Origin of the sequence: Rhodococcus sp. NPDC047139, assembly GCF_040643435.1 — a bacterium.
In the GTDB taxonomy this organism is placed as follows: Bacteria; Actinomycetota; Actinomycetes; order Mycobacteriales; family Mycobacteriaceae; genus Rhodococcus.
Genome location: NZ_JBEYUH010000002.1, coordinates 171740 through 188197, shown reverse-complemented (window position 1 = coordinate 188197; position 16458 = coordinate 171740). Strand labels below are relative to the sequence as shown.

The window sequence follows — 16458 nt, the reverse complement described above, 5'->3', positions numbered from 1 at the left end:
TGGTGGCTGGGGAACGGGCGGTGCCTGGGGAACGGGCGGTGCCTGGGGAACGGGCGGGGCAGCCGCGGGCGGCGTCCACGGGGAGGGAGCCGGACGGCCGGAGTCGGGTCCGGTACCTGCCGGTCGAGAGGGTTCGGTGCCGCGAGGATGAGCTGGCGGCAACGCCGAGGTGGATGTCCGCGGCGGGTCCACAGGAGGTGGGTCCAGGGGAGGCCGGTCTGCAGGAGATGGGTCCGCAGGAGGCGGGTCCGACCGGGTAGGGGGATCGGATCGTCGTCCCACCTTGTCGAGCAGTTCGGCAACGGTGAGCTGCTCCGGGTCGTCCGAGTCGGCGGCGCGGCGGTTGCGTGCATTCTCGTGACGACGGGCGTCGCTGTCGGCCTCGTCGGACCGGTGCACGCCACGGGCACGGCGGACCGGGCGGGATTCGCGGTAGGCGCTCTCGGCTATCGGACGTTCCCAGGGAGCGCGAGGATCCGAAGACCCTGTCTCGTGCTCCTCGTCCACCGGAACCTGCTCTTTCTGCGGTTGCGCCGCATCGTCACCTGTCGCCGACCACGCGATTGCTCACCGTCTACCGTCGCGAGGACTCCGCAATGATACTGACCGCCGGTTACGGGCGGCCGTGACGCGGCTGTGTCGCACGACATAGATATGCCGGATGTGCGCGTCCGTACCGGACGGCACACGCTGGGTGGCTCATCCGCCCGAGTGCATCATGTCGGCCCCCTCGGGCACGCAGGTGTCCTCGGGATCGTCGAGCCATCCGTCGGGAAGTGCGACGCTGCTGGGAGATCCCTGCCTGCCACGGGGGCCTTCGGCGTCGGCCGGGAACGGCACGTCGTGGTCGAGTTTGCCGAGCAGATCGTCGAGTTCGGCGAGCGTCGACACCCGCGCCAGGCCGTTGCGGACCTCCGAGCCTGCCGGGAAGCCGCGTAGATACCACGCAATGTGCTTACGCATGTCGCGCAGGCCGCGGTCCTCGCCGTGATGCTCGGCGAGCAGCTCGGCGTGGCGGCGCATGATCTGCGCCACTTCGCCGAGATTCGGCGGGGTCGGCAGAGGGCGACCGCCGAGCGCAGCGCTCAGTTCGGCGAACAGCCACGGGCGTCCGAGACACCCGCGGCCGACGACCACGCCGTCACATCCTGTCTGTGTCATCATGCGTTCGGCGTCCCCGGCATCGAAGATGTCGCCGTTGCCGAGCACCGGAACGTCCGTGACGTGCTCTTTCAGCCGGGCGATCTCGTTCCAGTCGGCCGAGCCCGAATAGCGTTGCGCTGCGGTGCGTGCATGCAGGGCGACGGCGGCCGCACCTTCGGCGGCGGCGATGCGGCCGGCGTCGAGGTGCGTGTGATGTTCGTCGTCGATCCCGACACGGAACTTGACGGTCACGGGGATGTCCGTGCCTTCGGTGGCGCGCACGGCGGCCGCGACGATCTGTCCGAACAGCCGGCGCTTGTACGGCAGAGCGGATCCGCCGCCCTTACGGGTCACCTTGGGGACCGGGCATCCGAAGTTCATGTCGATGTGGTCGGCGAGGTCCTCGTCGACGATCATCTTCGCGGCGGCGTAGGTGGTGTCGGGATCGACGGTGTACAGCTGTAGCGACCGCGGTGTCTCGGTCGGACCGAAGGTCGTCATATGCATGGTGACCGGGTGCCGTTCGACGAGGGCGCGAGCGGTGACCATCTCGCACACGTACAGACCCGAGGTGCTGCCGACCCGTTCGAGTTCCAGTTCGCGGCACAGCGTGCGGAATGCGACGTTCGTCACTCCCGCCATCGGCGCCAGCACGACAGGGCTGTTCAGTTCGAGCGAGCCGATTCGGAGGGATGACATGGGTACCTCTGGAAAACGTTGTGTGACAAAGAAATAACGGGTGGGCCGCGGAAACGTCTGTGCCCGGCACCGAAAGCGGCACCGGGCACAGGATAACCTCCGGTGGACTCAGGCGTCCGCGCCCACCTTCTCGCGCTTCGCGGCCTCGCGTGCGAGGGAGCGGTCGCGCATCTCCTCGAACCGGACCGCCTGGCGCTCGAGTTCCTGGAGATGTGCCCCGAGCCGGTCGAGATCCTGTTGCGCCGCGCTGCCGAGATCACGTTCGAAGATCCGCCACTTGCGCAGCACGGGCATGACGACGTCGTCGAGGTGCTGGCGCAGGTCGTAGATACCGTGCTTGGCCATGAGCACGCCGTTGCGCCGGAAGTTCGGCATGCCGGCACCCGGCATCTGGAAGGTCTCGAGCACTTCGACGATCGCGGCGAGCGTCTGATCCGGCGCGACATCGAGCGCCGCGTCGCAGATGTTCCGGTAGAAGATCATGTGCAGGTTCTCGTCGGCGGCGATGCGCTGGAGCATCTTGTCGGCGATCGAGTCGTCGCAGGCGCGTCCGGTGTTGCGGTGGGACACGCGGGTCGCGAGTTCCTGGAAGGTCACGTAGGCGACCGAATGGAGCATGCCGGTGGAGTTGGGGGACGAGAAGCCGTTCGTCATGTGCTCCATGCGCGCGTTCTCGAGTGCGACGGGATCCACGCCGCGGGTCACGACCAGATAGTCGCGCATCACGATGCCGTGGCGGTTCTCCTCCGCCGTCCACCGGCCCACCCAGGTGCCCCACGCACCGTCGCGGGAGAAGCTCTCGGCGATCTCCCGGTGATAGGAGGGCAGATTGTCCTCGGTCAGAAGATTGGTGATCATCGCCGCCTTGGCGACCTCGTCGAGCTTCGACTGCTCCGGCTCCCAGTCGACGCCGCCCATCGCGGCGAAGTTCCGGCCCTCGTCCCACGGGACATAGTCGTGAGGATGCCAGTCCTTCGCCATCGAGAGATGCCGGTTGAGGTTCGCTTCGGCCACAGGCTCCAGCTCGCGCAGCAGCTCCAGTTGAGTCAGGACTCGCGTCATGCTCTTCTACCCCTCACATCGTGTCCGTGTACTCCGCAGCCTGCGGAGGAAGGGAATACGGCCGGTTCGTCACAGCTGCGCGCCGTTGGCGCCGTCGAGCCGTGCATCGGCCACCCCCACATCGCCCGGCTCACCGTACAGGTCGGGAAGTCTCGAGAACAGCACCGTCTCGTTCGTGCCGCGTAGACGGCGCGTCCCCGAACGCGCCGTCCCGGCGACTGTCGATGTCAGCGCTTGCCACCGCCGAGAAGTCCGCCGAGAAGTCCGCCGAGTCCGCCTCCCGAGTTGCCGCCCAGCACGCTTCCGAGCAGGTCGCCGACACTGCTGCCCGCCGCACCCGAACCGCCGCCGGCGTTATTCAGCAGACCTCCGAGCAGGTCGGCGAGCCCTCCGCCCTGCGTGTCACCCGAGGTGCCGGTTCCTGTGCCGCCACCGATCTGCTTGGCGAGATAGGACAGCACGATCGGGGCGATGAGCGGCAGCACCTTGGCGATCAGATCGTTTCCGCCCGCCCCGTTCACGGACCCCAGAGTGGAGATCACCTGGTCCTTCTTCTCGCCGAAGACATTGGAGACGATCTTGTCGCCGTCCGCTGTGTCGATACGGTCGACGTCGACATCACCGTCGGCGAGAGCCGAGTCGGAATGCTTGCCCAGTGCGGACAGCAGCGACGCCGCGCCGGTCGGGTTCTGAGCGTTGGCGTCGAGACCGCCGACGAGAGTGGGGAGCGCTGCGCGCACAGCGGTCTCCGCGGTCGCGGTGTCCACACCGAGCCGCTGTGCGATCCGGGTGACGGGAATGCGGGACATCAGTTCGTCGAGACTTGCCATCTTCCTGCCTTGACTCGTGGGTGTCCCGATGCGGCCACCCGGTGCGCTGAGAGTATCGGCACCGATTCCGTCGCAGGGGGAGCAGTCAGTCGAGCCGTGCGCGATTCGTCGAGGGGCGTCGCAGCGCGATGAGGCAGCACAGCAGTGCGACGAGCGTGCCGCTGAGCAGGAGGACACTGCCGTTCTGATTGGTCAGGGTCGTAGTGCGATTGAGTTCGACGTACTCACCGTGGGCCTGGAACAGGCGCGTCCAGAACACCGCCGCCGTGACGATGCCGATCAGCGTCCCGGCCCAGCCGACGGCCGCCGAGTCGAACAGCGCGGCAGCGAGCAGAAGCACGGCGGCCACGACGAGAGGCACCGCGAGGGACTCGTACGGCGGCAGACCCAGGACCGCGACGCCGGCGAGATCTCCCTCGGGAAAGCCGTCGCGCAAGGCGACCAGCGGAATCTCGGTCGGACGTATCCCCCCGACCACCGGCAACACCGACCCGATACCGAGGGCCACAGCGGCCAGGAACAAGCCCAAGTCCACGAAACTACGCATGTTCCTCCCCGGACGGTCGAAGATCGATTGCCGCTGCGGCTCACCGTATACAAAGTCGGGCAGCCGTACCGGATGAAATTCGCCTGCGTGAACGGGCGTGCAGTGGCAGCGGTGATTTGTAGGCTGGCAGGCACCCGGCGGGTGCACACGGGCGGATGGTCGAGAGAGGTTCGAGATGACCGACATGCATGTCGACGAGACCGGTTCGCGGAAGGGACTGCCGCCGTGGGCGAAGAAGACCATCGCCGTGGTCGTGGCATTGATCGTGTTCGTCATCGCCTACTACGTGTTGGCAGCGTTCGTTCCTCGGTGGTGGGCCCAGCGGATCGCCGGGCTCGCGGAAGGTGGAATGACGCGGGGAGTGCTGTGGGGACTGCTTTTCGGGATCCTCTGTACGGCGATCCCGATCGCGCTGCTCGCGTGGGCCTGGCAGGTCCGCAACTGGAGATACCACCGCGGACTCCAGATCACGATGGTTGTGCTCGCGCTGGTGATCGTCCTGCCGAATCTCATGACGCTGGCAATCGTGATGGGTACCGGAAACGGCGCGCACGCGGGCGAGCGGATTCTCGACGTGGACGCGCCGGGTTTCCGCGGAGCCACACTGATCGGAGCGATCGTCGGAGCGTTGCTCGCGCTGGCGTTCATCGCAGCGCTCACCCGCTACCGCAAGCGCGGACGCGAGCTGAAGCGGGCACGTGGGGATCTGGAACAGCACCGGATCGAACGGGAGCGGCTCGATGCGCGCCGCGAGGCGGAGAAGGAGCTCGGGCGCAACCCCGGCGACGTCCCTCCCGGTTCGCACCGCTCGTAGGGAAACGATTCTGAAAAAGCCTCACGCCGGCGTCGGGGACGACGCCGGCGTGGTGGTGCCCCCAGCAGGGCTCGAACCTGCGACCTGCGGATTAAAAGTCCGTAGCTCTACCAACTGAGCTATAGGGGCATGGGCGCACAGTCTAACCACAGTGCGCGATCCGATGGTATCGGACGCCGAGTGGGGTGGGGCATCACCTGCATAGAAGTGACGAGATATGAAGCGGCCCGGGTGCCCACCCCCTGCCTCGCACCCGAGCCGGGCAAAGAATACCATCTGGTGTGTTTATCTGAAAACCCCGGTTCTCTGTTCGCGGTTCCCTATTTCCCTCGGTGAAATGCGACCTGTGAGCGCGGACGTGGGCGCAGACTAGAGTTGATTCGCGGGGGAAGAATCGAATCGTGGAAGGCTGAATTTCCCCATGCCCCGTCAACAGGAGCGTGCGCGCCGTACGCGAGCTGCGATCGTTCGATCGGCAGCCACAGAATTCGCTCGTCGAGGTTTCGCCGCAGCGTCGATCAACGCGATCCTCGAGCAGTCGAATGCCACCAAGGGTGCGATGTACTTCCATTTCGCGTCCAAGGAGGATCTCGCGCGAGCAGTGCTCGACGAAGGTCTCGAGCACTACCGTGCGATCGTTGCCGACTGGATCGATGCGCCGGGTCTCGACCCGTTCGAACGGTTGCACGGCCTGGTCGGCGATCTCGGTGCTGCACTGCACGACGACGTCGTCATCGCGGCGGAATTCCGCCTCGTCACCGAACCCGAGTTCGCGGAGGAGGTCAAATTGCGCGGCAGCGTCGTCTGGGGGCGGGCGGGTTACCAGCTTGCGCGCGAAGCTCAGGAGCAGGGATTGTTCCGCCCCGGTGTCGATCTTCGCCGCTTCATCGAGTCGGTCGCCTCGTCGCTGGCCGGTCAGCGGTACCTCGCGGATCTGACTTCGCCGGACACGGATGTCCGCTCCCGCTTCGAGGCCTGCGTGGAGGTGCCCCTCGAAGCGATGGCTTCGCAGGAGTGGCTCGAGCGGTGGCGTGAACAGGGCTGGCCGAAGAGGCCCGACAAAGACGAATCAGTCGGCTGACCTGCTGATTTGTGAATCCTGAACGACGTGGCATAAGCTGTGCAAGCTCCCAACGGAACGCCAAACCCGTTGAGGGTGCGGTTCGGAGAGATCCGATCGGGCCCCCTTCGTCTAGCGGCCTAGGACGCCGCCCTTTCAAGGCGGTAGCGCGGGTTCGAATCCCGTAGGGGGTACGCTTCGATCCCATCGAAGTGTGCAGTATCTTGGTGTGAGAAGTGAATATGTATGGCCCTGTGGCGCAGTTGGTTAGCGCGCCGCCCTGTCACGGCGGAGGTCGCGGGTTCGAGTCCCGTCAGGGTCGCTCCAGAGATTCGATCGGCATTCGGTTCGGGTGCCGTCCGGCCAGGTAGCTCAGTTGGTACGAGCGTCCGCCTGAAAAGCGGAAGGTCGCCGGTTCGATCCCGGCCCTGGCCACCACGGTTGTCCGGCAAACAACCATCAATTCAATACGACCGACCCACCGTATACGGTGGGTCATGCTATGGGAACCAAGGTTCCTCATGGCCCTGTGGCGCAGTTGGTTAGCGCGCCGCCCTGTCACGGCGGAGGTCGCGGGTTCGAGTCCCGTCAGGGTCGCTCCAGGCGAAGCCCCGGTATCACATCGATACCGGGGCTTCGTCGTCTGTGACCGGTCGCCATCCGCCGAGGATGCGACGCTGCGGTTCACGGAGCGGTTCTGCTCCCACTCATGTCGCCGATCCCCGACGCTCGGGGTCCGCCTCGCTATCGTGAGGATGCAAAACATGTTCTAGTGTGTGCCCTACATAACTGGTGGACGTCTGTCCGAGTGATCCGTCCCTCCGAGAAACCCGAGGTGGAATGTGCGCATAGCTCTGTTGTCGTACCGGAGCAAGCCGCATTGTGGGGGTCAGGGGGTCTACGTTCGCCATCTCAGTCGCGAACTCGTCGCCCAGGGACACACCGTCGAGGTGTTCTCCGGGCAGCCGTACCCCGAGCTCGACCCCGGCGTGACGCTCACGAAGGTGCCCAGTCTCGATCTCTATCGCGACGACGATCCGTTCCGCACCCCGAAACCGGGTGAGTACCGCGACTGGATCGACGTCCTCGAGGTCGCCACCATGTGGACCGCCGGTTTCCCCGAACCGCGCACCTTCGGTCTGCGCGCCGCACGACTGTTGCGCGACCGCCTCGGCGACTTCGACGTCGTGCACGACAACCAGTCGCTCGCGTCCGGGTTGCTGCGCATCGCCGAGGACCTTCCCCTCGTTGCGACGATCCACCATCCGATCACCCGCGACCGCGAACTCGATCTCGCCTCCGCGACCACCCTCCGCCGTAGGATCACGCTCCGGCGCTGGTACGGATTCCTGCGCATGCAGGAGAAGGTGGCCCGGCAGATTCCCACGCTGCTCACGGTGTCGGAGAACTCGGCCGACGACATCCGCACGGCCTTCGGGATCGAATCCGAACGCATCCACACGATCCCGCTCGGCGTGAACACGGAGGTGTTCGCGCCGCGGAAGGACGAGCGCGTTCCCGGCCGGATCGTCTGCGTCGCGAGTGCCGACGCCCCGCTCAAGGGTGTTCCCACCCTGCTCGAGGCGGTCGCGAAGCTGCGCACCGAACGCGAGATCGAACTGGTCCTCGTCTCGAAGCTCGCCCCGGGCGGCGCCACCGAGAAACTCATCGACGAACTCGCGATCGGCGACGTCGTGCGCACCGTCTCCGGGATCGACGACACCGAACTCGCCGACCTGCTCGCCTCCGCCGAGGTCGCGGCGGTGCCGTCGCTGTACGAGGGATTCTCGTTGCCGGCCGTCGAGGCGATGTCGTGCGGAACACCGCTCGTCGCGAGCCGCGCCGGGGCCATCCCCGAGGTCGTCGGGGACGCCGGTCTGCTGGTGCCCCCGGGCGACGCCGAACAGCTCGCAGCGGGGCTCGCGGGCCTGTTCGACGACCCGGCCGAGCGTCGGCGTCTCGGCGCGAAGGGCCGCGACCGGGTGCTCGAACGCTACAGCTGGGCGGCCGTGGCCGCGCAGACCGCCGCGATCTACGACAAGGCGATCGCCGCGCATCGAGAGGGGAAGAACGGATGCTGACCGTCGACTTCGACCGCCTGGGCGTCGTACCGGGGATACGCGCTCTCGACATCGGGGCCGGCGCGGGGCGCCACTCCTTCGAGCTGTACCGCCGCGGCGCGGATGTCGTCGCCTTCGACCAGAACGCCGACGACATGAAGGCCGTCGCCGACATGTTCGTCGCGATGGAACTCGAAGGCGAGGTCCCCGAGGGTGCGCTGGCCCGGGCCGAGGTCGGCGACGCGCTCGCGCTGCCGTACGACGACGCGACCTTCGATCTCGTGCTCATCTCCGAGGTGCTCGAGCACGTGCCGGAGGACGAACGGGCCATCGCCGAACTCGTCCGGGTCCTCAAGCCCGGTGGTGTCGCGGCCGTGACCGTGCCGCGCTGGCTGCCGGAGAAGATCTGCTGGGCACTGTCGGACGCCTACCACGAGGTGGAGGGCGGGCACATCCGCATCTACAAGGCCGACGAACTCGCCGCGAAACTCGCCGCCGCCGGTCTCACGGTCTCGGGCACCGACCACGCCCACGCGCTGCACGCGCCGTACTGGTGGCTCAAGTGCGCCGTCGGCGTCGACAACGACGACAATCCGTTGACGAAGGCGTACCACCGGCTGCTGGTCTGGGATCTCATGAAGGCCCCGTGGATCACCCGCACGGCCGAGAAGATCCTCGATCCCGTCATCGGGAAGAGTGTCGTGTTCTACCTCGAGAAGCCGGGAAACGCCGGTGCGGCGCGGTGAATCCGCGCGCGTGACGGTGCCGTCGGTGCCGGGTGTGCTGTCGCCGGAACAGAGCCTGGCGACGGGCCGGGCCATCGCGCGGATGCAGGAGCCCTCGGGAGCCGTCCCGTGGTTCCCCGGTGGGCACATCGACCCGTGGGATCACATCGAATCCGCGATGGCGTTGACCGCCATCGGTTTACGTGAAGAGGCGGACGCCGCCTTCGAGTGGTCGCGGCGGACGCAGCGTGCCGACGGGTCGTGGCCCATCCAGTTCCGCGGCGACATCGTCGAGAACCACGACACCGACAGCAATTTCACCGCCTACATCGCCGTGGGCGTATGGCACCACCATCTCGTGACGGGCGATCGCGGGTTCGCCGAGCACATGTGGCCGACGGTGCGGGCAGCGCTCGACCTCGTGGTCGACATGCAGTTGCCGGGCGGCCAGATCTCCTGGGCGCGAGGCGACGGCGGGATGTTCGACGAAGCGCTGCTCACAGGTTGCTCGAGTATCCACCAGAGTCTGTGGTGCGGTCTGCGGATCGCCGACCTGGTCGGTGAGGCGCAACCCGAATGGGAGGTCGCGCTGATCCGTCTCGGCCACGCTCTGCGTCGGCACCCCGAGGCGTTCACACCCAAGCCCGAGTACTCGATGGACTGGTACTACCCGATCCTCGGGGGAGCGGTGCGCGGCACCGACGCGCACGAACGGATCCGCGAGCGCTGGTCGGATTTCGTCGTCGACGGGCTCGGGATCCGTTGCGTCGACCATCGCCCGTGGGTCACCGGAGCCGAGACGTGTGAACTGGTCCTGGCGCTCGACGCACTCGGCCACGCCGGGCGTGCCCGCGAATTGTTCGCGGCCATGCAGCATCTGCGCGACCCGGACGGTTCGTACTGGACCGGTCTGGTCTACGCCGACGGCAAGCGCTGGCCGGTGGAGGTCAGTTCCTGGACCAGCGCAGCGGTGATCCTCGCCGCCGATGCGCTCTCGCGCACGACGGGAGGAAACGCGATCTTCCGGGATGCGGCGGCACCCGCCGACCAGGTGGGCGCCGACCGCTGCACCGAACGTTGCCCGGTGCTCGTCCCGTAGTTCAGCTGCCGGGCAGGGATCCGACCGTGCCGGCGGTGCGTTCGAGGACGCGCAGCGAGGACGTCACCGATTTCTCGACGAACTCGCCGCTCTCCAGTGCGAGACAGTAGATCTCGTACGGAGGCCGGCCGCCGTCCTTCGGGTCGGGGAAGACGTCGTGGATGATCAGGGCGCCGCCGATGCGCACCCATCTCGCCCAGCCGTCGTAGTCCGCCCGGGCCGCCTCGCTGCTGTGTCCACCGTCGATGAACACGAACGATGCGGGGGTGCGCCAGAACGACGCCACCACAGGAGAATTGCCGACCACCGCGACGACGTGCGATTCGAGGTCGCCGTCGGCGAGGGTGTGCCGCAGCGCGCCGACCGTGTCGAGGCGGCCGGTGTGCGGGTCGACCAGCGACGGATCGTGGTACTCCCAGCCGGGCTGATGCTCTTCCGAACCGTGGTGGTGGTCGACGGTGACGATGGTGCCGCCGGTCGTCTTGGCCGCAGCTCCGAGATACACGGTCGAGCGGCCGCAGTAGGTGCCGATCTCGACGCCGACGCCGTCACCGAGATACTGCACCGCAGCCTCGTGCAGTGCGGTTCCCTCGTCCTGGGGCATGAAACCCGGTGTCGCCTCGGCGAGTTCGATCGCCTCGCGGGGCAGGGTGGTGCGGGACATCGGATGGATCTCCGTTCTTCTCGCGTGATGCGGCGTATCCCGAGTCACCCTACCGACCGATCGCGGCGTCCGATGCTCTCGGACACGACGGTGAGACTGTCGAGATCGCGGATCGCGGCGCACGACCGCTCGACCATCACCGCGAACATGCGGTCGCCGCGCTCGGTCCTCGTGCCGTAGGCGCACCCGAAGACCGCGACGAGCGGTCCCTGCAGCATCGCGAAGCGGTAGTCGTCCCAGCACTGCTGCAGGCCGTAGCCCTCGACGCCGTGGCACAGCAAGGCGCGATGATAGGTCGAGACCAGGGCCTGCTCGTGCTCGCGCCGGACCGCCGGCGCCAGGCTCGTCCCGACGAAATACGCGAGGTCGCGGGCGGGAAGCCCCACCGTCAGGGTCTGCCAGTCCACTGCGACGACACCGTTCTCGCCACCGGGTGGGAACAGGAGGTTGTCGAGTCGGTAGTCGCCGTGCAGCAACGCGAACCGGTCGGATCGCGCGAGCACCCACTCCTCGGTGAGCTCGGCGCAGGCCCGGAGCGTGTCGCGGTCCTCCGCGCCGATCAGCTCGCCGAGACCGCCGACGAAGGTCTCGATGGCCGGGCCGTACAGCTCGGCGAGGATCCGTGCCTGCTCGGCGTCCGTCGTGGTGAGCCAGTCCGATTCGTGGAGGTCGGGTGCGCACCAGCGGGGACCGTGCAGACCGGCGAGATTGCGGACGGCGTCGTGCGCCTCGTCGACGGTGCACCCGGTGAGCTGGTCGCCGGGCAGTGCCGGGGCGGCGTCCTCGAGGAGCAAGGTGAACTCCCCGTCCTCACCGACGGCGACGTGATAGCAGGTGGGGGTCCGCACCGCGACGGACGGTTCGATGTCGCCATAGAAGCGTGCCTCCCCGAGGTAGGCGCCGGCGAGCATCCTCCGCGTCGCGGGATCGGGTGACGGGAGCTTCGCGACGAGAGAGGGCGGCACGTCGTCGCCCGTCAGGACGAGCCGGTAGCACAGGGCGATCTGCCCCGTTCCGATCCGCTCGACCTGCACCGTGCGTACCGTGCCGCCGAGCACGGCCGAGAGTCGTTCGGGAGTCAGGTCGTCCACCGACAGCAACAGATCGGTCATGGTGCGCTCCGGCCGGGGTTGGCGGGTAGGGATGCGAAACGCTCGGGGTCGCGGATCGTCCGCCACGCGGCGACGACCGGAGTGAGCTCGGTGGGCGTGGCGCCGTGCAGGATCACGCTGTCGGCACCGGCGTCGAACTGGTCGGCGATGCGGGTCGCGCACTGTGCCGCGCTGCCGGTCGCGCTCGCGGCGAGCCACTCGTCGGGCAGCAACGACCGGATGTGCATCAGCAGTTCGACCGGCGCTGCGTCGATCGGCCCGGAATGGGAACGGACCTGCGCGTCGTCCCGGAAGCGGTGCAGGACCTGGGGATCCCAGCCGTTCGCGCGGACGAGCACGTCACCGTAGCCCTGCAGGTAGGTCGCGAGCCGTCCGGTCAGTTTCCGCAACCGGAGATCTTCGGGGATCGACTCGTCGACGGTCGCGAGGACCGACCAGATACGGACGGACTGCGGGTCGCGGCCGGCCTGTTCGGCGGCGCGTCGCACCGTCTTCACGGCGCGCGCGAGCGTGTCGTCGGTGAAGAAGGTGTGCAGGACGACGGCGTCGGCCACGCGTCCCGCCAGGTCGAGCGTGCGCTCGCCGAGCGCGACCATGAGGATCGGGATGCGGTCGACGCCCTCGGCGGTGCGTCGCAGATACGGGAAGTCGCCGGCCGGGCCGTGCCGGTCGACGACCGCGTCACCGCGCCACAGCGTCCGGAGCAGATCGACGGTGTCCTCGAGCCGCGCCGACGTCACGCGAGGCAGACCCATGAGATCGAACAGCACGTCGAAGCCGCGGCCGAGCCCGAGGGCGTAGCGGCCGCGGCTCAACCGGTGCAGTGTGGTCGCCATCGTCGCTGTGACGAGTGGATGGCGGGTGTGCGGATTGGTCGCTGCGGTGCCGATCCCGAGCGTGCGGCTCGTCGCGGCAGCCGCACCGGCCAGCGCTGCCGCGTCCTTGGTGTCGAACCGTTCCGACAGGAAGACCGAGCCGAGACCGATGCGTTCGGCGACGGCGATCTCGTCGAGCAGCGCCCTCGGGTCGTCGGCGTGCCCGGCGAGGCCGTAGAACCCGAGTTCCGGACAGTCCGGCTCCGGTACGGATCCGCCGGGGATGCTCACGAGCGGGCCGCCGCCTTCCGTCGCTGCAGCACGCTGCCCACCGCGTTGTCGAGCTTCGAGCCCAGCGGCCAGCCCACGTAGTGACACAGGAACAGGGCGATCTCGCGGAGCTGCTGCTCGTCGAGTTCCTCGTTCTTCAGCGCCGCTTCGATCTGGATCTCGGCGATGTCGGGGGCGCCCTGCGCGGTGAGTGCCCCGAGCAGCAGCAGTCGCCGATCACGAATGGTCAGTCCGGGCCGGGTCCAGATGTTCGCGAACAGGTGGTCGGCGGTGACGGCGAAGTGGTCGCCCGGGCCGTCCTGCATCTCCCAGCCGTAGACCTTCGACATCATCTCCAGGCCGCGGCGGCGGGTGTCCTCCGTCATGCGGGCTCCTTCCTCGAACGATTCTGTGCGATTTCACCGACGCCCACGCCGAGTCCGGGTCCGAGATCGGCCAGTGCTCGCGCGCCCAACGGGAGATCCACCCCGAGCCGGTCCGCGAGGTCGAGCGCGAGTGCGAGATCCTTCTCGCCGAGGGCGCGGACATGCGAGAAGATCGGAAACCACGAATCTTCCGGCGTCAGCGTAGAAGTGCTGTCGCGCCACATGATCGCGCCCGCGCCTCCGGTGATCGCATCGGTGTGCCGGACCACCTTGCCGAGTTCGGTGATGTCGAGCCCCGCGGCCTCGGCGAGGCGCTGCGCCTCGGTGGCCGCGGTGAAGGCAATGAAGTGAAGCAGGTTGCGGGCGAGCTTCATTCGCGTTCCGGATCCGACGGGACCGGCGTGGACGACGAGGGACGCGAAGCTGCCGAAGGGCTGCTCGATCTTCGCGAAGGCCTCGTCGCTCGCGCCGACCATCACAGCGAGGGTGCCGTTCTTCGCGCCCGGTGCTCCGCCACTGACGGGTGCATCGACGAGGTCGACGCCTCTGCTCGCGCAGATCTCGGCGAGTTCGACCGCCGTGGTGTCGGAGATGGTCGAGTGGATCGCAACGACGGTGCCCGGCCGGGCGGTCGAGAGCAGGCCGTCCGGCCCGGTCACGACCTCGCGGACCTGGGCGTCGTCGAGGACCGTGACCGAGACGATGTCGCATTCGACGGCCAGTTCGCCGGGCGAGGACGCCGAGATCGCGCCGGCATCGACGAAGGGGATCACAGCCTCGGCGCGTGTGTCGAGGACCATCAGCCCGCCGGGCCGGCCGAGCAGTCGCTCGGCCATCGGGGCGCCCATGTTGCCGAGCCCGATGTATCCGATGCGCCCGGTCACGACCGGATCACCTGCCCGCCGTCGACGTTGAAGATCTGCCCGGTCACCCACGAGGCCTCGTCCGATAGCAGGAACAGGCACATTCCGACGAGATCGTCGGGTGTGCCCATCCGTTTGAGCGGCAATTGCTTCACCATGTCGGCGACCATGTTCGCAGGGGTGGTGGTGCGGGTCGCCTCGGTGTCGATCGGGCCCGGGGCGATCGCGTTGATGCGGATGTTCGACCCGCCGAGTTCCACCGCGAGTTGCTGTGTGAGGCCGTTGATGCCGACTTTCGCGAGCCCGTAGAAGCCCGAATAGACCCAGGCCGCCGTCGACGACTGGTTGACGATCGACCCGCCGTTCTTCGTCATGTGCGGCCACACCGCGCGGGTGACGTTGAGGGCGCCGTCGAGGTTCACGCTCATGAACTTCTTGTAGTAGTCCCACGGAACCGTCAGCAGCAGATCGAGTTTCATGCCGCCGTAGATGGCGGCATTGTTGATCACGTGGTCGATGCTGCCGTAGGTCTCGACGGTCGACGCGGCGAGTGCCTCGGCGGAGGCGGGGTCGGAGACGTCGACCGAGGTGAAGCTCGCGATGCCGCCGTCGGCGACGATCTGTTTGGCGACCTGTTCGCCGAGTTCGGCATCGATATCGGCGACCACCACGTTCGCGCCCTCGGCGGCGAGCGCACGCGCGTACGCCTCGCCGATCCCCTGGGCGGCGCCGGTGACGATCGCGGTGCGACCGGTGAAACGTGCCATCGGAAAAGTCCTTTCGGAAGTTCGGGTCAGCTCGCGGGTTCGGCGACGAGCTTGGTCTCCAGGTACTCCTCGAAACCGGCCACACCCATCTCGCGGCCGATCCCGGACTGCTTGTAGCCCCCGAACGGGGCGTCGGCGGCGTACCAGATGCCGCCGTTGACGCCCAGCGTGCCGGTCCGTACACCTGCGACGACCCGCGCGATGCGGTCCGGATCGGTGCCGTACACCGAACCCGAGAGGCCGTAGGGGGAGTCGTTGGCGATGCGGATCGCGTCGTCGTCGCCGTCGTGAGGGATGATCACGAGCACCGGGCCGAAGATCTCCTCCCGCGCTGTGCGCGCGGAGTTGTCGAGGCCGGCGATGAGGGTGGGTTCGACGAAGAAGCCCCGCTCGTGTTCGGCGGGACGTCCGCCGCCGGTGACGATCGTGCCGCCTTCCTCGACGGCGAGGCGGATGTAGCCCTCAACCCGCTGTCGCTGCTTCTCGGAGATGAGCGGCCCGCACACCGTACCGGGATCGCGCGGGTCGCCGGGCCGGATGCCGCTCATGGACTTCGCGGTCAGGGCCACCGCTTCGTCGTACCGTTCGCGGGGAACGAGCAGACGCGTGGTGATCGCGCAGCCCTGGCCGGCATGCGTGCACACGGTGAAGGCCGCCATCGAGCAGGCGCCGCGCAGGTCGGCGTCGTCGAGGACGATGAACGCCGACTTGCCGCCGAGCTCGAGGAAGACCTTCTTGAGGTTCTCGGAGGCCGCGCGCATCACGGCCCGGCCGGTCGCGGTGGAACCGGTGAACGAGATCAGGTCGACGCGCGGATCCTCGCTCAGCTGTGCGCCGAGCCTGTGGTCGCTCGAGGTGACGATGTTCAGCACTCCCGGCGGGATGTCGGTCTCCTCGGCCGCGATCCGCCCGACCAGGGCCGCACACCACGGGGTGTCCGGGGCGGGCTTGAGCACCACGGTGTTCCCGGCGGCGAGAGCGGGCCCGAGCTTGGCGAAGTTGATCTGGTGCGGGAAGTTCCACGGCGTGATCGCGCCGACGACCCCCACCGCTTCCTTGAGCAGATAGCGGTGGGTGGGGATACCCATGGGGGAGGCGTTGCCGAGATCCTGCCTCCACGCGTAGCTCTCGGCGAGGTCGGCGAAGTAGAGCAGATCGTCGATGGGGCCTTCGAGATGCGCGGCGCTCGTGAGGAATCGGGGAGCGCCGACCTCGGCGATGGTGATCTCCCGCAGTTCCTCGATGTGCTCGCGCAGGGCGTCGCGCAACTGACGGAGGCAGCGGGCTCGGAAGGCGTGGTCGCGTGACCAGTCGGTGTCGTCGAAGGCGCGACGCGCGGCCGCGATCGCGGCGTCCATGTCGGTGGCGGTGCCCTCGGCCGCGTGGCCGAGCAGTTCTTCGGTGCTCGGATCGGTGATCGCGAAGGTGCCTCCGCTGCCGGGTACGAGCTTGCCGTCGATCAGAAGGGTGGAGCTGTCGGTGGGGCGAAGTGTCATCAGACGTTCCCTCGGTTCTGGACAGGTGTCTGGACTATAGTTCGGC

General features: G+C 67.8%; 16 protein-coding genes and 5 tRNA genes. 9 read left to right on the top strand and 12 right to left on the bottom strand.

The features are described 5' to 3' along the window. Positions 1-699: 699 nt before the first annotated feature. The 4 genes from dusB to ABZ789_RS03030 form a co-directional block, all read right to left on the bottom strand. Complete coding sequence (dusB, locus tag ABZ789_RS03045) at positions 700-1842, bottom strand: tRNA dihydrouridine synthase DusB (RefSeq protein WP_358418695.1); 1143 nt, start codon at positions 1840-1842, stop codon at positions 700-702. Positions 1843-1950: 108 nt separating this feature from the next. Further along, positions 1951-2904 carry an acyl-ACP desaturase gene (locus tag ABZ789_RS03040; protein ID WP_358418693.1) on the bottom strand — a complete coding sequence of 318 codons (954 nt, stop codon included), beginning with the start codon at positions 2902-2904 and terminating at the stop codon, positions 1951-1953. Positions 2905-3131: 227 nt separating this feature from the next. Further along, positions 3132-3734 carry a DUF937 domain-containing protein gene (locus tag ABZ789_RS03035; protein ID WP_358418691.1) on the bottom strand — a complete coding sequence of 201 codons (603 nt, stop codon included), beginning with the start codon at positions 3732-3734 and terminating at the stop codon, positions 3132-3134. Positions 3735-3819: 85 nt separating this feature from the next. Further along, complete coding sequence (locus tag ABZ789_RS03030) at positions 3820-4281, bottom strand: hypothetical protein (protein WP_358418689.1); 462 nt, start codon at positions 4279-4281, stop codon at positions 3820-3822. Between the two features lie 175 nt (positions 4282-4456). On the opposite strand from ABZ789_RS03030, the gene ABZ789_RS03025 reads away from it, so the two are divergent. Further along, complete coding sequence (locus ABZ789_RS03025; RefSeq protein ID WP_358418686.1) at positions 4457-5095, top strand: hypothetical protein; 639 nt, start codon at positions 4457-4459, stop codon at positions 5093-5095. 53 nt (positions 5096-5148) lie between these two features. Here ABZ789_RS03025 and ABZ789_RS03020 read toward each other — a convergent pair. Continuing rightward, a tRNA-Lys gene (locus tag ABZ789_RS03020) sits at positions 5149-5224 on the bottom strand. A 292-nt stretch (positions 5225-5516) separates the two neighbouring features. Between ABZ789_RS03020 and ABZ789_RS03015 the strand changes: the two genes are divergently transcribed. The 8 genes from ABZ789_RS03015 (at position 5517) to ABZ789_RS02980 (ending at position 10039) form a co-directional block, all read left to right on the top strand. Further along, positions 5517-6176 carry a TetR/AcrR family transcriptional regulator gene (locus ABZ789_RS03015; protein ID WP_358418683.1) on the top strand — a complete coding sequence of 220 codons (660 nt, stop codon included), beginning with the start codon at positions 5517-5519 and terminating at the stop codon, positions 6174-6176. A 100-nt stretch (positions 6177-6276) separates the two neighbouring features. Continuing rightward, positions 6277-6349 (top strand) — tRNA-Glu (locus tag ABZ789_RS03010). Positions 6350-6403: 54 nt separating this feature from the next. Then, positions 6404-6477: transfer RNA gene (locus ABZ789_RS03005), tRNA-Asp, on the top strand. Positions 6478-6516: 39 nt separating this feature from the next. After that, positions 6517-6593 (top strand) — tRNA-Phe (locus ABZ789_RS03000). A gap of 85 nt (positions 6594-6678) precedes the next feature. After that, positions 6679-6752: transfer RNA gene (locus ABZ789_RS02995), tRNA-Asp, on the top strand. A 245-nt stretch (positions 6753-6997) separates the two neighbouring features. After that, positions 6998-8236 (top strand): glycosyltransferase family 4 protein, encoded by a 1239-nt coding sequence (locus ABZ789_RS02990; protein WP_088897464.1) that lies wholly within the window; start codon positions 6998-7000, stop codon positions 8234-8236. Further along, entirely contained in the window at positions 8230-8961 is a 732-nt protein-coding gene (locus ABZ789_RS02985) for a class I SAM-dependent methyltransferase (RefSeq protein ID WP_060651913.1), read from the top strand. The genes ABZ789_RS02990 and ABZ789_RS02985 overlap by 7 nt, the downstream gene beginning before the upstream one ends. Beyond that, the gene (locus ABZ789_RS02980) at positions 8948-10039 is read left to right on the top strand and encodes a prenyltransferase (protein ID WP_159416668.1); all 1092 of its coding nucleotides are present in this window, start codon (positions 8948-8950) and stop codon (positions 10037-10039) included. The genes ABZ789_RS02985 and ABZ789_RS02980 overlap by 14 nt, the downstream gene beginning before the upstream one ends. A gap of 1 nt (position 10040) precedes the next feature. On the opposite strand, the gene ABZ789_RS02975 is transcribed toward ABZ789_RS02980, so the two are convergent. Genes ABZ789_RS02975 through ABZ789_RS02945 form a run of 7 tightly spaced genes read right to left on the bottom strand, consistent with a single transcriptional unit; the run spans position 10041 to position 16412 of the window. Next, positions 10041-10703, bottom strand: a complete 663-nt coding sequence (locus tag ABZ789_RS02975) for a class I SAM-dependent methyltransferase (RefSeq protein ID WP_120281480.1) — start codon at positions 10701-10703, stop codon at positions 10041-10043. 44 nt (positions 10704-10747) lie between these two features. Then, positions 10748-11815 carry a phosphotransferase gene (locus ABZ789_RS02970; protein ID WP_268655179.1) on the bottom strand — a complete coding sequence of 356 codons (1068 nt, stop codon included), beginning with the start codon at positions 11813-11815 and terminating at the stop codon, positions 10748-10750. Further along, complete coding sequence (locus ABZ789_RS02965) at positions 11812-12921, bottom strand: TIGR03857 family LLM class F420-dependent oxidoreductase (RefSeq protein ID WP_358418677.1); 1110 nt, start codon at positions 12919-12921, stop codon at positions 11812-11814. The genes ABZ789_RS02970 and ABZ789_RS02965 overlap by 4 nt, the downstream gene beginning before the upstream one ends. Continuing rightward, positions 12918-13286, bottom strand: a complete 369-nt coding sequence (locus ABZ789_RS02960) for a carboxymuconolactone decarboxylase family protein (RefSeq protein ID WP_358418674.1) — start codon at positions 13284-13286, stop codon at positions 12918-12920. Before ABZ789_RS02960 ends, ABZ789_RS02965 begins: the two co-directional genes overlap by 4 nt. Then, positions 13283-14170 (bottom strand): NAD(P)-dependent oxidoreductase, encoded by an 888-nt coding sequence (locus tag ABZ789_RS02955; RefSeq protein WP_358418671.1) that lies wholly within the window; start codon positions 14168-14170, stop codon positions 13283-13285. Before ABZ789_RS02955 ends, ABZ789_RS02960 begins: the two co-directional genes overlap by 4 nt. Then, positions 14167-14916, bottom strand: a complete 750-nt coding sequence (locus ABZ789_RS02950; protein WP_358418668.1) for an SDR family oxidoreductase — start codon at positions 14914-14916, stop codon at positions 14167-14169. Before ABZ789_RS02950 ends, ABZ789_RS02955 begins: the two co-directional genes overlap by 4 nt. Positions 14917-14942: 26 nt before the next feature. Further along, positions 14943-16412: an aldehyde dehydrogenase gene (locus ABZ789_RS02945; RefSeq protein WP_230788172.1), complete on the bottom strand. Its 1470-nt coding sequence runs from the start codon at positions 16410-16412 to the stop codon at positions 14943-14945. Between the last annotated feature and the right edge of the window lie 46 nt (positions 16413-16458).